Source organism: Natrinema sp. DC36, assembly GCF_020405225.1.
Classification (GTDB): domain Archaea; phylum Halobacteriota; class Halobacteria; order Halobacteriales; family Natrialbaceae; genus Natrinema.
On sequence record NZ_CP084472.1, the window covers coordinates 100,348 to 115,214 of the forward strand.

Consider the following 14,867-nt stretch of genomic DNA (forward strand, 5'->3'; position numbering starts at 1 on the left):
TAGTGTGGTGGCACACTACCCGATTGGAGACCAAACGAGCGCGTCCCGTTACGTTTTACCCCCGTGGGGCCGAATCGCCTCCAATGACTGCCCAGACCGTCCAGCAGGGCGACCTCGTGACCGTCATCGGCCTCGAGGTCCACGTCCAGCTGGAGACCGACACGAAGATCTTCTGTGGCTGTTCGACCGAGCCGAGCGACGAACCCAACGACAACGTCTGTCCGGTCTGTCTCGGCCTGCCGGGGGCGCTGCCGGTGCTCAACGAGGCCGCCGTCGAGGCCGCAGTCAAGATCGGCAAGGCGATCGACGCCGAGATCCCCGAGGAGACCCGCTTCCACCGGAAGAACTACTACTACCCCGACCTGCCCAAGAACTTCCAGATCACCCAGTACGACGAGCCGATCTGTCAGGAGGGAGAGCTCGAGATTTCCGTTGAGGGCCAACGACGCAGCGTCGCGATCGAGCGCGCGCACCTCGAGGAGGACCCCGGAAGTCTCCAGCACGTCGGCGGCGGTGGCGGCATCGATTCCGCGGAGTACACGCTCGTCGATTACAATCGCGCCGGGACGCCGCTGATGGAGATCGTCACCGCGCCGGACTTCCGCAGTCCCGGCGAGGTGCGCGCGTTTCTGGCCGAACTCGAGGAGGTCCTCGAGTACCTGGGCGTCTTCGACGCCGAACGCGACGGCAGCCTGCGGATCGACGCGAACCTCTCGATCATCCCCGACGAAGCGATCGACGGTGACGATACCGATGAGATCGGGACGGAGGCGCTCGAGGCGGCCAACCGGACCGAGGTCAAGAACATCTCGAGTCACAAGGGCGCGGAGAAGGCCCTGGCCTACGAAGAGACCCGACAGAAGAACGCGATCCAGCGCGGGCGCGCGGTCGAACAGGAGACCCGCCACTGGGACGAGTCGCGGGGAATCACCGTCTCGATGCGCTCGAAGGAAGAAGAGAAGGACTACCGCTACTTCGAGGAGGCGGACCTGCCGCCGCTGCGCGTCTCCCACTGGAAGGACGAAATTTCGATTCCGGAACTCCCCTCGGCCCGCCGCGAGCGGTTTCAGGCGGAGTACGGTCTGAGCGAGGAGGCCGCCTCGAAGCTCACCTCGACCAAGCAGGTCGCGGACTTCTACGAGGATGTCGCGGGCGAGTTCGATCCCGACCTCGCCGCCACGTGGGTCGCGGACAACCTGCTGGGCGAACTCAACTACCGCGACATCGAGATCACGGAGATCGAGGGCCGCCTCGAGGAGATCAACCGCTTGGTCGAACTCGTCGCCGAGGACGAGATCACGGCGAAGAACGCCCGCGAGACGGTCCTGCGATCGATGCTGGACGACGGCCGAACGCCGGACGAGGTCGTCGCCGAGGAAGGGCTGGGCAAGACCGGCGAGGACGAGGTCCAGCAGGCCGTCGTCGACGCGATCGACGAGAACCCCGACGCCGTCGACGACTACGAGTCGGGCGACGACGGCGCGATCAACTTCCTCGTTGGACAGGTCATGCAGAAGACCGGTGGGAGCGCGGACCCCGGTGACGTGAATCAGTTGCTGCGGGCGGAGTTAGAAGGGTAACGACCGAACGCGAACGGAGTAAGCGTTCGGCTTTTTGGTCCAGATTTTTCTCGAGCGGTTGCGAGCGAAGCGAGCAACCCGACGAGAAAAAGGTGGGAGAACTGACCGGTGGGAGCGCGGACCCCGGTGACGTGAATCAGTTGCTGCGGGCCGAACTCGAGAGCTAATTGGCGGTTTAGTGGTTACTCCGTCTCGTCCAGTTCCGCTATCGCGCGAATTATTAGCGGACAACATGTGGGTAGCCGATATGGACCGCATCGTACTCGGAAACGAGGAGTTCGAGGGCCGAAACAACGCCTACGTCCTCGCCGACGACGACGAACTCGCACTCGTCGATACCGGCATCGCCACCGACGACATCCGTCGAGACCTCCGCGAGGGGCTCGCCGAGCGCGGCTACGGGTTCGCCGACGTCGACGACATCGTCCTCACCCACTTCCACGTCGATCACGCCGGACTGGCCGGCGAGATTCAGGCCGAAAGCGACGCGACCGTTTACGTTCACGAGGCCGACGCCCCGCTGGTCGCACAGGACCCCGACGCCGTCGCCGCCGTCGAGGAGCGGCGTCGGGAACTCCTCGAGGAGTGGGGCGTCCCCGACGATGCGCGAGCCGAACTCCTCGCCTTCTTCGAGTCCGCGGAGATCGAGGGACGGCCGGCCGACCCGACCCCGATCGAGGACGGGGAGACGCTCGCGGTCGGCGGCCGAACGCTCGAGACGGTTCACGCACCGGGGCACGCGGCGGGGCTGTGCTGTTTCGAAACCGAGAGCGGCGACGAGGCGTTCGTCGGCGACGCCCTCCTGCCGGTGTACACGCCGAACGTCGGCGGCGCGGACGTCCGGGTCGAGCGCCCGCTCGAGCGCTACGTCGCGACGTTGGACCGACTCATCGACCGCGATTACGAGCGGGTCTGGCCCGGCCACCGCGATCCGATCGCGGAGCCGACCGCCCGCGCCGACGCGATCCTCGAGCACCACCGCGAGCGAACGGACACGATCCTCGCGTTTCTGGACGATCACGGACCGGCCGACGCCTGGACGGTCAGCGCCCACCTGTTCGGCGACCTCGAGGGGATCCACATCGTCCACGGACCGGGGGAGGCCTTCGCCCATCTCGATCACCTCCGCCACGACGGCGTCGTCGCGTTCGAACACGGCGAGTATCGGCTCCTCGAGGAACCGGCCGGGCTCGAGGACGAAATCCGTTGAACGGCAGTGGACGGTCGCTCGGGCTCGAGCAGCGTCTATTCTCGGCAGCTGTTCCTGTGAGTAACTCGAAAGAGAAGTAAAACACAACACTCGTGCACAGTTCACAGGATCCTTGCTAACTTTCCTCACCTTTATTACGGGTGACTCAAAACTGGAGAGTGAGAATCGGTAACTCACTGATACACAATGGCTAACGAAGATAATAATAATCGCAACTCGGGTAGGAATGGTAAGGGATCACTCGGACGCCGAACGTTTCTCGGAGCGGCCGGTGCCGTGACGACGACGCTGGCCGGCTGCCTCGGCGGTGTCGGGGGTGGCGGCGACGACGGAACGCTGAAGATTGGACATCTCGCACCGACCGGCCTGTCGATGGGGAAGGGGTCGGAGCGAAGCGCCGAAATCGCCGTCGAGGAACTGAAAGAGGGCGACGGCGTGCTCGATCAAGAGATCGAACTGATCAACGAGAACACCGAACAGTCGGTCAGCACGACGACGCCGATCGTCGAGCGGATGATCAACAAGCAGAACGTCGACGTGATCGTGGGGACGTTCAGCAGCGAGGTCACCCAAGCGATCATCGATCAGCCGATCGCGGACAGCACCGTTCCGTTCCTCATCACCGGGTCGGCGGACTCGAGTACGCTGAAAGACACGGTCAACGAGGACTACGATAAGTACAAGAACATCTTCCGAACGGGCCCGATCAACTCCGAACTGCAGGCCGAAGCGATCGCCGACTACGCCGAGTATCTCAACGAATTACACGGCTGGACGGACTTCGCACATCTACCCGAAGAAGCGGCTTGGACGAAGCCGTTCCGCGATCTGCTTCCGGGCTATCTCGAGGACCGCGGTCTCAACCTCGTCTACGAAGAGGTGCCGAGCGCGGACACCTCGAACTTCACGCCGTTCCTCGACGGGATCGAAGACGCCGGTGCGGACGCAGTGATCCGGTTCTTCGCGAAAGGCGGACGGGGACAGCTCCTCAAGGACTGGGCCGGGAACTATCCGTTCGCTCTCGAGGGCGTTCACGTCGCATCGATGTCGCCCCAGTTCTGGGATCAGTCGAACGGCGGCTGTATCTTCGAGACGACCTCCCAGTCCGGCGGCGGGGGGGTCGGCCCGATAACGGACAAGACGATGGACTTCGTCGACAAGTACGAGGAGAAGTACGGCGACGGGGAGCCACCGAGCAAGCCGATGTACATGGGATTCAACACCTACGACGCGATCCATTTCTACAGCAAGGTCGCCGAGGAGGCCGGGACTGTCAACCACAGTGATAACCTCGATGATATCGTCGACGCCATGCTGAGCGTCGAACACACCGGCGCAGCGACGGATCTCTCCCTCTATGGGACGGACTCGGAGTATCCCCACGACGTCAAGGAGACGCGAAACGAGGAGGATAAGGTCAACTACCCGGTCACGCAGTGGCAGCCCGACGGTAACGGCGGCGGGAGTCAGCAGATCGTCTATCCGAAAGCGGACAGCACGGCAGAACACATGCCGCCATCCTGGATGTAAGACGATATGCTTGATGCAATTCTCTCGGTGCTGATCTTGGGGGCGATGATGAGTGCGATCTATGCGCTCGTCGCCATCGGATTTACGATGATCTTCGGTGTCGGTGGTGTATTGAACCTCGCCCACGGCGGGCTGATCATGATCGGTGCGTACTCGTTCTTAGTGGTCACGTCGTCGTCGGTGTTCGGCTCGATCGCGGTCCCGACGGCACTGGGGTTCGTCGTCGCGATCGTCGTGACTGCGCTCGCATCGTACCTGCTATACGGTGGGCTTGTCCGACACATCGAGGACAACGTCGTGATCACGTTCCTCTCGACGGTCATGATCGCACTCCTCCTCACGGAACTCGTCCATCACCAATTCGGTGCGAGTCCACGGACGCTCCTCCCGATCGTAGACGGCTCGCTCAACCTCGAATGGGCCGGTACCCGGATCAATCACATGTACATCCTCGGGTTTATCGTCTCGTGGATTTCGATCGGCCTCCTGTGGTACTACGTCAGCCGAACCGACGAGGGGCGGTCGATCCTCGCATCGTCGATGAGCGAACGAGGCGCACAGCTAACCGGCGTCGATCTCGTGTCCGTGAAATCGCGGACGTGGTTGATCGCGGGCGCGCTGGCCGGAATCGCCGGCGTGTTCCTGGGAACGCTTCAGACGACCTCACCCAGTATGTGGCTCAATCCGCTCGCGATCGCGTTCATCATCGTCGTGATCGGCGGTATCGGCAGCATCAAAGGTTCCGTCGTCGCCGCCTATTTCATCGGCTATCTCGAGCAGTTCACGCTCGAATTCCTCGGCACGGGATACCAGGGGATCTTCTCGCTGGTCGTCCTCGTCGCCGTCTTGCTCCTCCGACCGGAGGGGCTCTTCGGGAGGGAGTTTGCCCATGAGTAGTAAAACAGACCGTTCGAGTGGTATCGCCGGGCGATTCAGAGGTGCCGCCGACCGATTCGGCGGTGCGGCCATTGATGGACTGAGTACCGTCACTGGTCCCCTCGATCGAGCTCTCCAGCCGCTTGCGAACATCTACAATTGGTCGCTCGGCCGGTATTTCGGCGAGATGAACGGCCTCCAGTTCGTGGTGCTGTTCGGCTCGCTGCTTGCACTCCTGACGATCCCGTTCTGGGGGAACTACACCTTAGTTCAGGCGACGTGGATGGCCTGCATCTGGGGCATCTTCGCGATGAGCTGGGACATCCAGAGCGGATATACCGGCTACATCAGTTTCGGTCATTCGGTGCTGTCCGGCGGGGCAGGGTACACGACCGCGATGTTGATTCACAACGTCAACCCGGAGATGCCGATGCTGATCACGGTTCCCATCTCGATTCTTGCGGCACTGGTTATCGGTCTCGCGATCGCGCTGCCGTCGCTCCGACTGAGCGGGCCGTACTTCTCGTTGATCACGTTCGTCGCCGTGCTGATCTTCACCCGGGTGATCAACCCGCTGAGCGAGTACACTGGCGGTGAACTGGGCATCTCCGGAGTCGAAGCGGTCTACAGCACCGATCCGGTGATGCGAACCTACGTCTTCATGATTCCGATGCTCGTGATCGCGGCCACGCTGTTGGTCGTCGCACGCTCGAACATCGGACTCGTCCTCCTGGCGATCCGTGAGAACGAGTCTGCGGTCGAAGCCGCCGGGATCAACGCGACCAAGTTCAAGATCTGGTCGTTCGTGCTCAGTTCGATACCGATGGGCATCGGCGGTGTCCTTCTCGCTCATCGATTCGGAACCGTCGATCCCGGTACGTTCATCGCGGTCCACAACAGCATCGAGATGATCGCGATGGCAGTCGTCGGCGGGATGAGTTCGATACTCGGACCACTGGGCGGTGCCTTCCTCATCATCATGTTAGAGGACGTGATTCTCGGGGGGCTCGAGAGCGAGATCAAGTGGTCGATCCTCTGGGCGATCGTCCTGCTGATCCTCGTCTTCGCCCGCGACGGCCTGTTCCGCAAACTGTGGTACGGGCTCGAGCGGCTCGGAGGTGATCGCCGATGAGCGTGCTGGAAGTCGAGAATCTTACGAAGAAGTTCGGCGGCCTCGTCGCCGTCGACGACTTCTCGTTCGAGGTCGACAAGGGCGAAATCGTCGGCCTGATCGGCCCGAACGGCTCGGGCAAGTCCACGGTGTTCAACTGCATCATGGGCATCTACGGCGTCACCGACGGATCGATCCGGTTCAACGGCGACGACATCACCGACGATTCGACCCACCAGGTCGTCAACAAGGGGCTCTCGCGAGTCTCACAGGAATCGAACCCGATCGACTCGATGTCGGTCGCCGGCAACATCAAGCTGTTCACGCTCCCCAACAGCATCGTCTCGCTGCGCGGCGGTGCCACGCAGGAGGAGATCTACGAGTACGCGGCTCGTATCGACATCGAAGACGATCTCCAGGAGATGCCGGACGAACTCCCCCACGCGGACGTTCGCCGCCTCGAGATCGCCAAGGCGCTGGCGACCGAGCCCGAACTCCTGTTGCTCGACGAGCCCTTCGCCGGGATGAACCAGGCGGAGATCGGGGAGCTCGCCGCCCAGATCGAACGCTTCCGCGAGGAAGGAATGACGATGGTCGTCGTCGATCACAACATGGGCGGGCTGATGGGACTCGTCGACCGCGTCGTCGTCCTCAACAACGGCGACTTCCTCGCGTCGGGAACGCCCGAGGAGATCGCCCAGGACGACGCAGTCCAGGAGGCGTATCTCGCCGGGGAGGGACTATAATGACTGATCCGATACTCGAGGTCGAAGATCTCAACGTCTACTACGGCAAGTCACACGCACTGAAGGGCGTCTCGCTGTCGATCGACGAGGGCGAGATCTACGGCGTGATCGGCCCGAACGGGGCCGGCAAGACGACCATGCTCAACGCCATCGCCGGCTTCGTCGAATACGACGGGACGATCCGCTACGACGGAACGGATCTCGCCACCGTGAAGCCACAGCAGATCGTCAGGGACGGCCTGATCTACTGTACCGAGGATCGGGACCTGTTCCCGTACTTCTCGGTCCACGAGAACCTGCTGATGGGTGCCCAGTTCCGAAGCGATCGCGACGAGGTCAAAGCCGACCTCGACATGGTCTACGACCTGTTCCCGCGGCTGGACGAACGCCGCGAGCAGGAGGCCGAGACCATGAGCGGCGGCGAACAGCAGATGCTCGCCGTCGGTCGCGCGCTGATGAGCGACCCCGACGTGTTGATGCTCGACGAACCGACGCTCGGGCTCGCACCGGTCATCATCCAGGATATCGGGGACGCGCTCCAGAAACTCCAGGCGGAGACCGGGCTGACGATCCTGCTCGCCGAGCAGAACTCGACGTTCGCCCTGACTCACGCGGAACGACTCTCGCTGATCGAGACCGGTGAGATCGAGCTGTCGGGGACTCACGACGAGTTCCACGACAACGAGTACGTCCGCGAAGCGTACGTCGGCGTCCACTGAGCACCGTTCTCCGTTCCGAATTTTTTCGGTGTCGAACCGACCGCCGGAGCCGCAGCGCTACTCGCCGGATTCGAGGCCGCCCTGAAACGCCGCGACGGCGTCGCGGAACTCGTCGGGGATTCGAGTCGGCTTCTCCGTCTCGCGGTCGACGGCGACCTGCGTGACGGTTCCATCGGCCAGGATCTCGTCGTCACGCTTGCGTGTGGCCCGATACTCGTACTCGAGACTCGCCGTCCCGATGTCGGCGACCCGCAGTTCGTTGTCGATCACGTCCTCGAACTCCCCGCCGGTGTGGTAGTTCAGTTGCGTGTTGACGACGTGGATCTGCCAGCCGTCCTCGAGCATCCGGTCGTAGCCGTAGTCGATCGCTCGCAGGAACGCGGAGACGGCCTCGTCCTGAAAGGTGAAGTACTCGCCGTAGAAGACGATTCCCTGCTGGTCGGTTTCGGCAAAGCGGACGCGATTCTCGAAGACGGACTGGAAGGCGGGGCCGTCGGACCCGCGCTCGGAATCGCTCGTACCGTGGTCTCCCATACCAACACGGTCGCCGCGACGAGCAAAACCGTACCGGCTACGGCAAGCGGTCGCACTCCGATCACGGTCGCCGGTCGAATCGCTGTGAATGCCTGCCGACGCGTTATGCCTCGAGCCGTCGACCACGGAACATGGTCAGAGTATCGACGGTGGTGATGATCGTCGGCGTCGGATTGCTCCTCGTTCCGATTCCGCCGATCGCGACTGCACTGGGTATCCTGGTGGTTCTCCTCGGTATCGGTCTTCGGCTCTTCGCTAACGTGTGACGGCGAGAGTCGACGCCGAGTTCGGCAGTTCAGTCGGCCGAGCGACCGGTATCCGTTTCGATCACAGGAACTGTGGGATGGGTGTGAAAGCCCCGACGGTTTCCGTTCGGCTGCCGTGACTCACGGCACGGGTGAACAAATGCCGGTCCTCCAATCGCTCATCGATAACGAACAGGTGAACGCGGCGCTTGCGTGGCCGATCGTGTTCTCGATTGCCGTCGCGGCCGTCGTGACTGCCAGCCAGGGATCGTTTCTCTGGGCGGCCCTCGCGACGACGATCGTCGTCCTCGCGTTCGTGCCGACGATCGTTCGGTGGGACGCGCTGGTCATGCTCCCCTGGGAACTACTGGCCCTGGCCGCCGTCCCGATCTGGGCGCGGCTGTTCGGAACGCTCCCGATCGCCGGCTTCCTCACGGTCGCGACGATCGCGTTACTGATCACCGTCGAACTCGACGCCTACACGCCGATCGAGATGTCGCCGCGCTTCGCCGTCGCGTTCGTCGTGCTCGCGACGATGGCCGTCGCCGGGCTCTGGGTGATCGCTCAGTGGCTCTCCGATACGCTCCTCGCGACGGCGTTTCTCACGACGAAGGGAGAACTGATGTGGGATCTGGTCTACGCGACCGCGTTCGGCGGGCTCGCCGCCGCGCTCTTCGTGGTGTACTTCTATCGCCACGATACCGCAAGTATCGGCCGCCGCGGACGCTCGGGTGATCCGTCGTGACGGAAGACAGCGACACCGTTTTGGGGCTCTCCGAGCGCCGGTGCTGGCACGCCGTTCGAGTGATTCAGGGGCTGCTGGCGCTCGTCGTCGGCTACGCGCTCGTCACGGTCGATTTCGGTCTGGTCGTAAACGCCGGCATTCCGCTGGCTCTTACCTTCCTCCCCCGTCTCGTTCGTCGCGAGTTCGGCCACGAGATGGGGGGCGGACTCGCTCTCTGGATCGCCGCGGCGGCGTTTCTCCATGCGGTCGGCGCGCTCGGACCCTACGAACGGTTCGGCTGGTACGACTCGGTAACGCACACGGTCTCGGCGACGCTCGTCGCCGGCGTCGGCTACGCCGTCGTCGACGCGCTCGATCAGTCCGCCGAATCGGTCGACGTTCCCGGCGAATTTCGCTTCGTGTTCATCCTCATATTCGTCCTCGCGTTCGGCGTCCTCTGGGAAATCGGCGAGTTCGCCTCCGCCGGGCTGGCGAGCGTCGTCGGCGGCGAACCGGTGTTGGCCCAGTACGGGACGAGCGACATCGTCTTCGATCTCCTCTACAACGCGTTCGGTGCGCTGCTCGTCGCGCTGTGGGGGACCGGCTACTTCGACGGTGTCTCGAGGCTCGTCGGCCGTCGGGTCGACCGAAGCGACGGGACTTCGTAAGCGTCCCGTCGGGCAACGTGGGTAGGTCCGCCCCTTTAGTCGCTCCCTCTCGAGCATCCACTATGCCTTCACCCCCTCGCGTCATCGTCGTCGGCGGTGGCCTCGCCGGTCTCGTCGCCGCCCGTCACCTCGCCGGCGGCGGCATCGACGTCGCTGTACTCGAGCGCCGCGACACGGTCGGCGGCCGCGTCCGAACGCTCGAGCGGGACGGCTACCGATTCGATCGCGGCTTCCAGGTGCTGTTCACCGGCTATCCCGCGGTACAGCGGGAACTCGACCGCGAGGCGCTCGAGTTGCGCCGGTTCGCACCGGGTGCCACCGTCGCCGGTCCCGACGGCCGGTCGACGCTCGCGGATCCGCTCCGCGAGCCCGAGACGATCCCCGCGACGCTGTCAAGCCCGTCCGTCTCCGTCGGTGACGCGCTACGAGTCGCCCGGCTCTGGTGGGACCTCCGGCGAACCGATCCATCGGCGTTGTTCGCCGGCCATGACGCGACCATCGACGCGTTCCTCCGCGAGCGCGGCTTCTCGAGGCGATTCGTCGAGGACTTTCTCGCCCCCTTCTACGGCGGGATCACCCTCGATCGCTCGCTGTCGACCTCGAGCCGCGTCTTCGAGTACACCTTCAAGACGCTCGCGGCGGGCGAAATCGCCGTTCCCGCAGCGGGGATGGAAGCGATCCCGACGCAGCTCGCCGACCGCGTTCGCGAGGTCGACGGTCGGATCGAGACCGGGGTCACGGTCGAGTCGGTCTCGGGGGCTGCCGGAGACTCGAGCGGTGTCGGCGGGCGCGGATCGGACGAGAGCGTCGGCGGACGCAGATCGGATGCGGGCGTCACGGTCGAGACCGACGCCGGAACCGTCGCGGCCGACGCGGTCGTCGTCTCGACCGATCCGCCGTCCGCTCGCGAGTTGACTGGCGTCGACGCGATCCCCACCGACGCGCGCGGCTGTGTCACCCAGTACTACTCGCTGCCGGCCGGTATCGACCTCGAGACGGGTCGCCGGCTGCTACTGAACGCGACCGAGCAGGGGCCGAACCACGTCGTGCCCCACAGCGCGGTCGCGCCGGCGTCCGCTCCCGGTAATGTGACCCTCATCAGCGCGACCTATCTCGGCGAGCGGACGGAGCGCGATGAGGAACTCGCTGCGCTGACGCGACGGACGCTCGAGTCGTGGTATCCGGATCGGCGGTTCGACGGGCTCGAGACGGTGCACACCGCGCGGGTTCCGTTCGCTCAGTTCGCACAGCCGCCCGGGTTTTTCGAGGGGCTGCCGGACGCCCGCGATCCCGCGGGGCCGGTCTATCTCGCGGGTGATTCCACGCGATGGTCGTCCATTCAGGGTGCGATGGAGAGCGGCCGACAGGCTGCGAAGGCGGTCATCGACGATCTGTCGGGATGAGTCGTTTTTCTGAGTCGTGATACGGTCACTCGAGTCGTTCGTGCATTTAGTAGATGTGTGGAACGGAACGGTGGGTTTTGATGGGGCTGTACGAAACGAAGCGTCCTGCGATCGTGGCAACAGGGAATAGCCACACCCTCCCCAACCGATTCGTTCGCGCCTCGCGGCGCTCACTCATCCCTCGCACGGCTTCGGACCCCGGTTCACAGGTGGTTCGCGGCTCCCTGCGGTCACCGCTCACACTATCGAGGCCGTCACTTCGTTCAGGCCTCGCAGTTCACCGCGGTCCAGCGCGCGCCACCGCATGTCGGTTGGCCGATCTGGTGTGAGACGTGTTTTCCCTCTATCGAACACGAAGACGGCGATCACAGCAACCGCCGCAACTCGCCCAGCGGCGGGAACCAGAGCGTCTCGCCGCTCGAGTCGTCCCTGACCGCGGGGTAGAACCCGTCGGCGTCCCGGACGAGCGGCGTCTGGAAGTCGCGGCCGTCCTTTCCGTTGACGGTCGAACCGGCTGCCAGCCGGGTGAACGCCGGGAGCACGAGCACGTCCGCTCCCTCGAAGGCGTCGGGACCGTAGAGGAAACACGGCCGTTTGCGCCCCTCGATCGCCAGCGCGGGATGGTCGTGGCCGACGATGTATCGCTCGGCCGTCGCGTCGGGCCGCTCGTGGCCGTGACAGACAACCGTTTCACCGTCGGCCAGTTCGTATTCGGCGGCCGTCTCACCGTCGAAGGCCTCCGCGAGCATCGTATCGTGGTTGCCCGGCGTGACGATCAGCTTGGCCCCGGCGTCGTCGACCGCGTCGGTGAGTCGGTCGAGATCCCGCTCGACACCGCGCGGAAGTCGCGAAAACGAGTGGAGCAGGTCGCCGGCGATTACGACCGTGGCCGGCTCGGTCGCCTCGAGCAACCCCTGTAATCGATCGAGGACGTCGCTCCCGTCGTCGATCGGAGCGTTGACGCTCGAGGCGGCCGCTTTCCCGAGGTGGAGGTCCGCGAGTACGAGCGTCGCTGTGGCCGGAACGTAGACGGACCGATCGCGAACATCGAACGGGACGTCGATGTCGACGTCAGTCATCGTCCGTTTCGGGGCCCGATGCGGACTCGGGGTCGACATCGGGCTCGGTGACGTCAAGATCGGGCGCATCACCGGTGTCGGAAGCCGATTCGGACGCGGCGACCGCGTCCGAGCCATCGACGGGAGGCGCTTCCGTTCCGAGCGCGTCTGCGAGGTCGTACTCCGTGCCCGTCAGGATGTAGAGGACCTCCTCGAGGGGCTCGAAGACTTCGGGGAGGAGGCGGACGACCAGGTAGGTGATCCCCAGCAGGGCGACGATCGACAGCGACTGGGCGATGAAGTTGTGGGCGACGATGTAGGAGGTCCGGTCGGCTGGCGCGCCCATGAACTCCGTGGCGACGTAAACGAGGACGTCCTGCTGGAACCAGCCCCACGGCGAGGCCAGGCCGATGAAGACGTTGCGCACGAGGTTGAGAAACCAAATGACGCCGATGGCGATCGCGAAGGGCGCTATCTTCCGTTTGAGCGGCGCCTTGACCGCCGCGATCAGCCCGCCGAAGATGGCCATGCTGCCGATCCCGGTACAGGACATGATGATGTAGGTCGTCCGTCCGGTGACCGTCTCGTCGGGATCGAAGGCGAAACGGCTCTGGTAGCCGTTCGAGCCCTCTTCGATGCCGGGGCTGTGCCCCAACAGTTCCATCCCGAAGTGGGTCTGGGACGCGGTCGTCTCGATCAGCCAGGTGCGGACGAACGGGATCGTCTCGGCCGGCAGATAGATGAGTCCCATGAACGCGACCGCTTTCGAGAGCAAGAGCAGCGACTCGCGGCCCCGGACGAGCAGGTAGCCCGCGTAGGCACACAGCGGCAACGCGGCGAGCGTCAGCAGCGTCTGGATGGGGCTCTTGACCTCGAGATAGTAGTGGGGGACCATCGTCAGCCAGAAGACGCCGAAGACGACCCAGGCACCCGCAGCGAGGTATCGAGCGGGGTCGACGGCACCGCGCCACTCGAGGGCCATCGCTACGACGAACGCGCCGATCGCGATCCACGCGAGCGAGTCCGCGAACGGAATGGATCCGGCAGTCGAAGCGAGGATCGTCGCGGGTAGGGCCGACATATTCACGTGAACCCGACGGACTCTCCCGCTATCAACTTGACGCCTCGGTCCGGCGCAGGCCGCGATCGTGCGATCGCGTACCTTTTTGCCGTTCTCACGAAACACTAGCCGTATGGTCGACGTCCTCGACAACAAACGGGCCGCGACGCGGTTTCGGATCCTCGTGCAGATCGCCGAGCGCCAGCCCGCGGTCAGCCAGGGGGAGATCGCCGAGGAAGTCGGCGTGACGAGCCAGGCCGTCAGCGAGTACATCCGCGATCTCGTCGACGAGGGGTTCGTCGAGAAGGAGGGGCGGTCCAGATACCGCGTCACCAACGAAGGCGTCGACTGGCTCTTTCGAACCGCGGACGACGTTCGCCGCTTCGCCGACCACGTCACCGGCGACGTCCTCGGCGCGATGAGCGAGGCTGCCTATATCGCAACCGACGACATCGCCGACGGGGAGACCGTCTCGCTTTCGGTCGAGGACGGATTACTCCACGCGACCCCCGGTGACGAGGGACCGGCGACCGGCGTCGCGACCACCGACGCCGAGGCCGGCACCGACGTCGGCGTCACGAGTTTCGAGGGCGTCATGGAACTCGAGCCCGGCTCGGTGACCGTCCTGCAGGTGCCCGCAGTTCGAACCGGCGGCAGCCGAGCGGTCGATTCGGAGACCGTCGCCGAGCACTGCGAAGACGCCGATCTCGTCGTCGCGTCCGGTGTCGAGGCGGTCGTCGCCTGCCGAGAGTTCGGAACCGATCCGGCGGTCACGTTCGCGGCCGGTGCAGTCGCCGCCGACGGCGCCGAACGCGGCCTCGACGTGACCGCAGTCGCGACGACGAACGAGGTCGGCCGGGTCACGGACGCGCTTCGAGACGCAGATGTCTCCTACGAAGTACTCGAGGGCTGAGTGTCCCGCCACCGACGCGATGGGAGCAGTGTCCAACGACTGTAGGCGGTGTCCCTTTCTCGATGAGTGGCTTTCCTTCGAGTAGCAATCGTATGGAGTCGACGGAGGCATTCAGACTGCTCGCCAGTGCTGACCGTCAGTACCTTCTCTACGAACTCCACGACGGGACTGGCGAGAGTACCGTCGAGGAACTCTCACGGCGGATCGCCATCCGGAGACACCGGACGACGAGCGAGAAGATTTCCATTCCCGAAATCGACCGTGCTCGCGTCCGAATGGTCCACATTCATCTTCCCTCCCTGATCGAGCAGGGCGTCGTCGACGTCGACTGGAGCGACGGAACGGTCACGCTCACTGACGACCCCAGTGTCGACGTGCTGTTTGAGGCCGCCGAGGAACTCGACGAGTGGCCGCCGGAGCCACGGTTCACCCGTCTCTCGTAGTATCTAGCGGAACAACGCGCAATCGGACGCGGGCTCCAACAGAGAGC

General features: G+C 64.4%; 16 protein-coding genes. 13 read left to right on the forward strand and 3 right to left on the reverse strand.

Annotation, left to right across the window (positions count from 1 at the left end):
* Positions 1 to 83: 83 nt before the first annotated feature.
* The 7 genes from gatB to LDH74_RS00520 all read left to right on the forward strand — a co-directional run bounded on the left by gatB (position 84) and on the right by LDH74_RS00520 (position 7,772).
* Positions 84 to 1,580, forward strand: a complete 1,497-nt coding sequence (gene gatB / locus LDH74_RS00490) for an Asp-tRNA(Asn)/Glu-tRNA(Gln) amidotransferase subunit GatB (RefSeq protein ID WP_226040679.1) — start codon at positions 84 to 86, stop codon at positions 1,578 to 1,580.
* 247 nt (positions 1,581 to 1,827) lie between these two features.
* On the forward strand, positions 1,828 to 2,790 hold the full coding sequence (locus LDH74_RS00495; RefSeq protein WP_226040680.1) for an MBL fold metallo-hydrolase: 963 nt from the start codon (positions 1,828 to 1,830) through the stop codon (positions 2,788 to 2,790).
* A 276-nt stretch (positions 2,791 to 3,066) separates the two neighbouring features.
* Positions 3,067 to 4,320: an ABC transporter substrate-binding protein gene (locus tag LDH74_RS00500; RefSeq protein ID WP_226040681.1), complete on the forward strand. Its 1,254-nt coding sequence runs from the start codon at positions 3,067 to 3,069 to the stop codon at positions 4,318 to 4,320.
* Positions 4,321 to 4,326: 6 nt separating this feature from the next.
* Positions 4,327 to 5,217, forward strand: coding sequence for a branched-chain amino acid ABC transporter permease (locus LDH74_RS00505; RefSeq protein ID WP_226040682.1), 891 nt, complete (start codon positions 4,327 to 4,329; stop codon positions 5,215 to 5,217).
* Positions 5,210 to 6,328 (forward strand): branched-chain amino acid ABC transporter permease, encoded by a 1,119-nt coding sequence (locus LDH74_RS00510; RefSeq protein WP_226040683.1) that lies wholly within the window; start codon positions 5,210 to 5,212, stop codon positions 6,326 to 6,328. Before LDH74_RS00505 ends, LDH74_RS00510 begins: the two co-directional genes overlap by 8 nt.
* Entirely contained in the window at positions 6,325 to 7,053 is a 729-nt protein-coding gene (locus LDH74_RS00515; protein WP_226040684.1) for an ABC transporter ATP-binding protein, read from the forward strand. Before LDH74_RS00510 ends, LDH74_RS00515 begins: the two co-directional genes overlap by 4 nt.
* Positions 7,053 to 7,772, forward strand: coding sequence for an ABC transporter ATP-binding protein (locus LDH74_RS00520; RefSeq protein WP_226040685.1), 720 nt, complete (start codon positions 7,053 to 7,055; stop codon positions 7,770 to 7,772). Before LDH74_RS00515 ends, LDH74_RS00520 begins: the two co-directional genes overlap by 1 nt.
* Positions 7,773 to 7,829: 57 nt before the next feature.
* On the opposite strand, the gene LDH74_RS00525 is transcribed toward LDH74_RS00520, so the two are convergent.
* A complete protein-coding gene (locus tag LDH74_RS00525; RefSeq protein ID WP_226040686.1) occupies positions 7,830 to 8,306 on the reverse strand; it encodes a thioesterase family protein in 477 nt (158 codons plus the stop codon).
* A 131-nt stretch (positions 8,307 to 8,437) separates the two neighbouring features.
* Here LDH74_RS00525 and LDH74_RS00530 point away from each other — a divergent pair, with 131 nt between their 5' ends.
* The 4 genes from LDH74_RS00530 to LDH74_RS00545 all read left to right on the forward strand — a co-directional run bounded on the left by LDH74_RS00530 (position 8,438) and on the right by LDH74_RS00545 (position 11,346).
* Positions 8,438 to 8,572 (forward strand): transporter, encoded by a 135-nt coding sequence (locus LDH74_RS00530; RefSeq protein ID WP_226040687.1) that lies wholly within the window; start codon positions 8,438 to 8,440, stop codon positions 8,570 to 8,572.
* Between the two features lie 139 nt (positions 8,573 to 8,711).
* Positions 8,712 to 9,296: a hypothetical protein gene (locus LDH74_RS00535; RefSeq protein WP_226040688.1), complete on the forward strand. Its 585-nt coding sequence runs from the start codon at positions 8,712 to 8,714 to the stop codon at positions 9,294 to 9,296.
* The gene (locus LDH74_RS00540) at positions 9,293 to 9,943 is read left to right on the forward strand and encodes a hypothetical protein (RefSeq protein WP_226040689.1); all 651 of its coding nucleotides are present in this window, start codon (positions 9,293 to 9,295) and stop codon (positions 9,941 to 9,943) included. The genes LDH74_RS00535 and LDH74_RS00540 overlap by 4 nt, the downstream gene beginning before the upstream one ends.
* Before the next feature lie 62 nt (positions 9,944 to 10,005).
* Positions 10,006 to 11,346: an NAD(P)/FAD-dependent oxidoreductase gene (locus LDH74_RS00545; RefSeq protein WP_226040690.1), complete on the forward strand. Its 1,341-nt coding sequence runs from the start codon at positions 10,006 to 10,008 to the stop codon at positions 11,344 to 11,346.
* A 365-nt stretch (positions 11,347 to 11,711) separates the two neighbouring features.
* Here LDH74_RS00545 and LDH74_RS00550 read toward each other — a convergent pair whose 3' ends face one another.
* Positions 11,712 to 12,425, reverse strand: coding sequence for a metallophosphoesterase (locus tag LDH74_RS00550; RefSeq protein ID WP_226040691.1), 714 nt, complete (start codon positions 12,423 to 12,425; stop codon positions 11,712 to 11,714).
* On the reverse strand, positions 12,418 to 13,485 hold the full coding sequence (gene artA / locus LDH74_RS00555) for an archaeosortase A (protein ID WP_226040692.1): 1,068 nt from the start codon (positions 13,483 to 13,485) through the stop codon (positions 12,418 to 12,420). Before artA ends, LDH74_RS00550 begins: the two co-directional genes overlap by 8 nt.
* Positions 13,486 to 13,597: 112 nt before the next feature.
* Between artA and LDH74_RS00560 the strand changes: the two genes are divergently transcribed.
* The gene (locus LDH74_RS00560; RefSeq protein WP_226040693.1) at positions 13,598 to 14,377 is read left to right on the forward strand and encodes a MarR family transcriptional regulator; all 780 of its coding nucleotides are present in this window, start codon (positions 13,598 to 13,600) and stop codon (positions 14,375 to 14,377) included.
* Between the two features lie 92 nt (positions 14,378 to 14,469).
* On the forward strand, positions 14,470 to 14,820 hold the full coding sequence (locus LDH74_RS00565) for a hypothetical protein (RefSeq protein ID WP_226040694.1): 351 nt from the start codon (positions 14,470 to 14,472) through the stop codon (positions 14,818 to 14,820).
* The last annotated feature ends 47 nt before the right edge of the window (positions 14,821 to 14,867 follow it).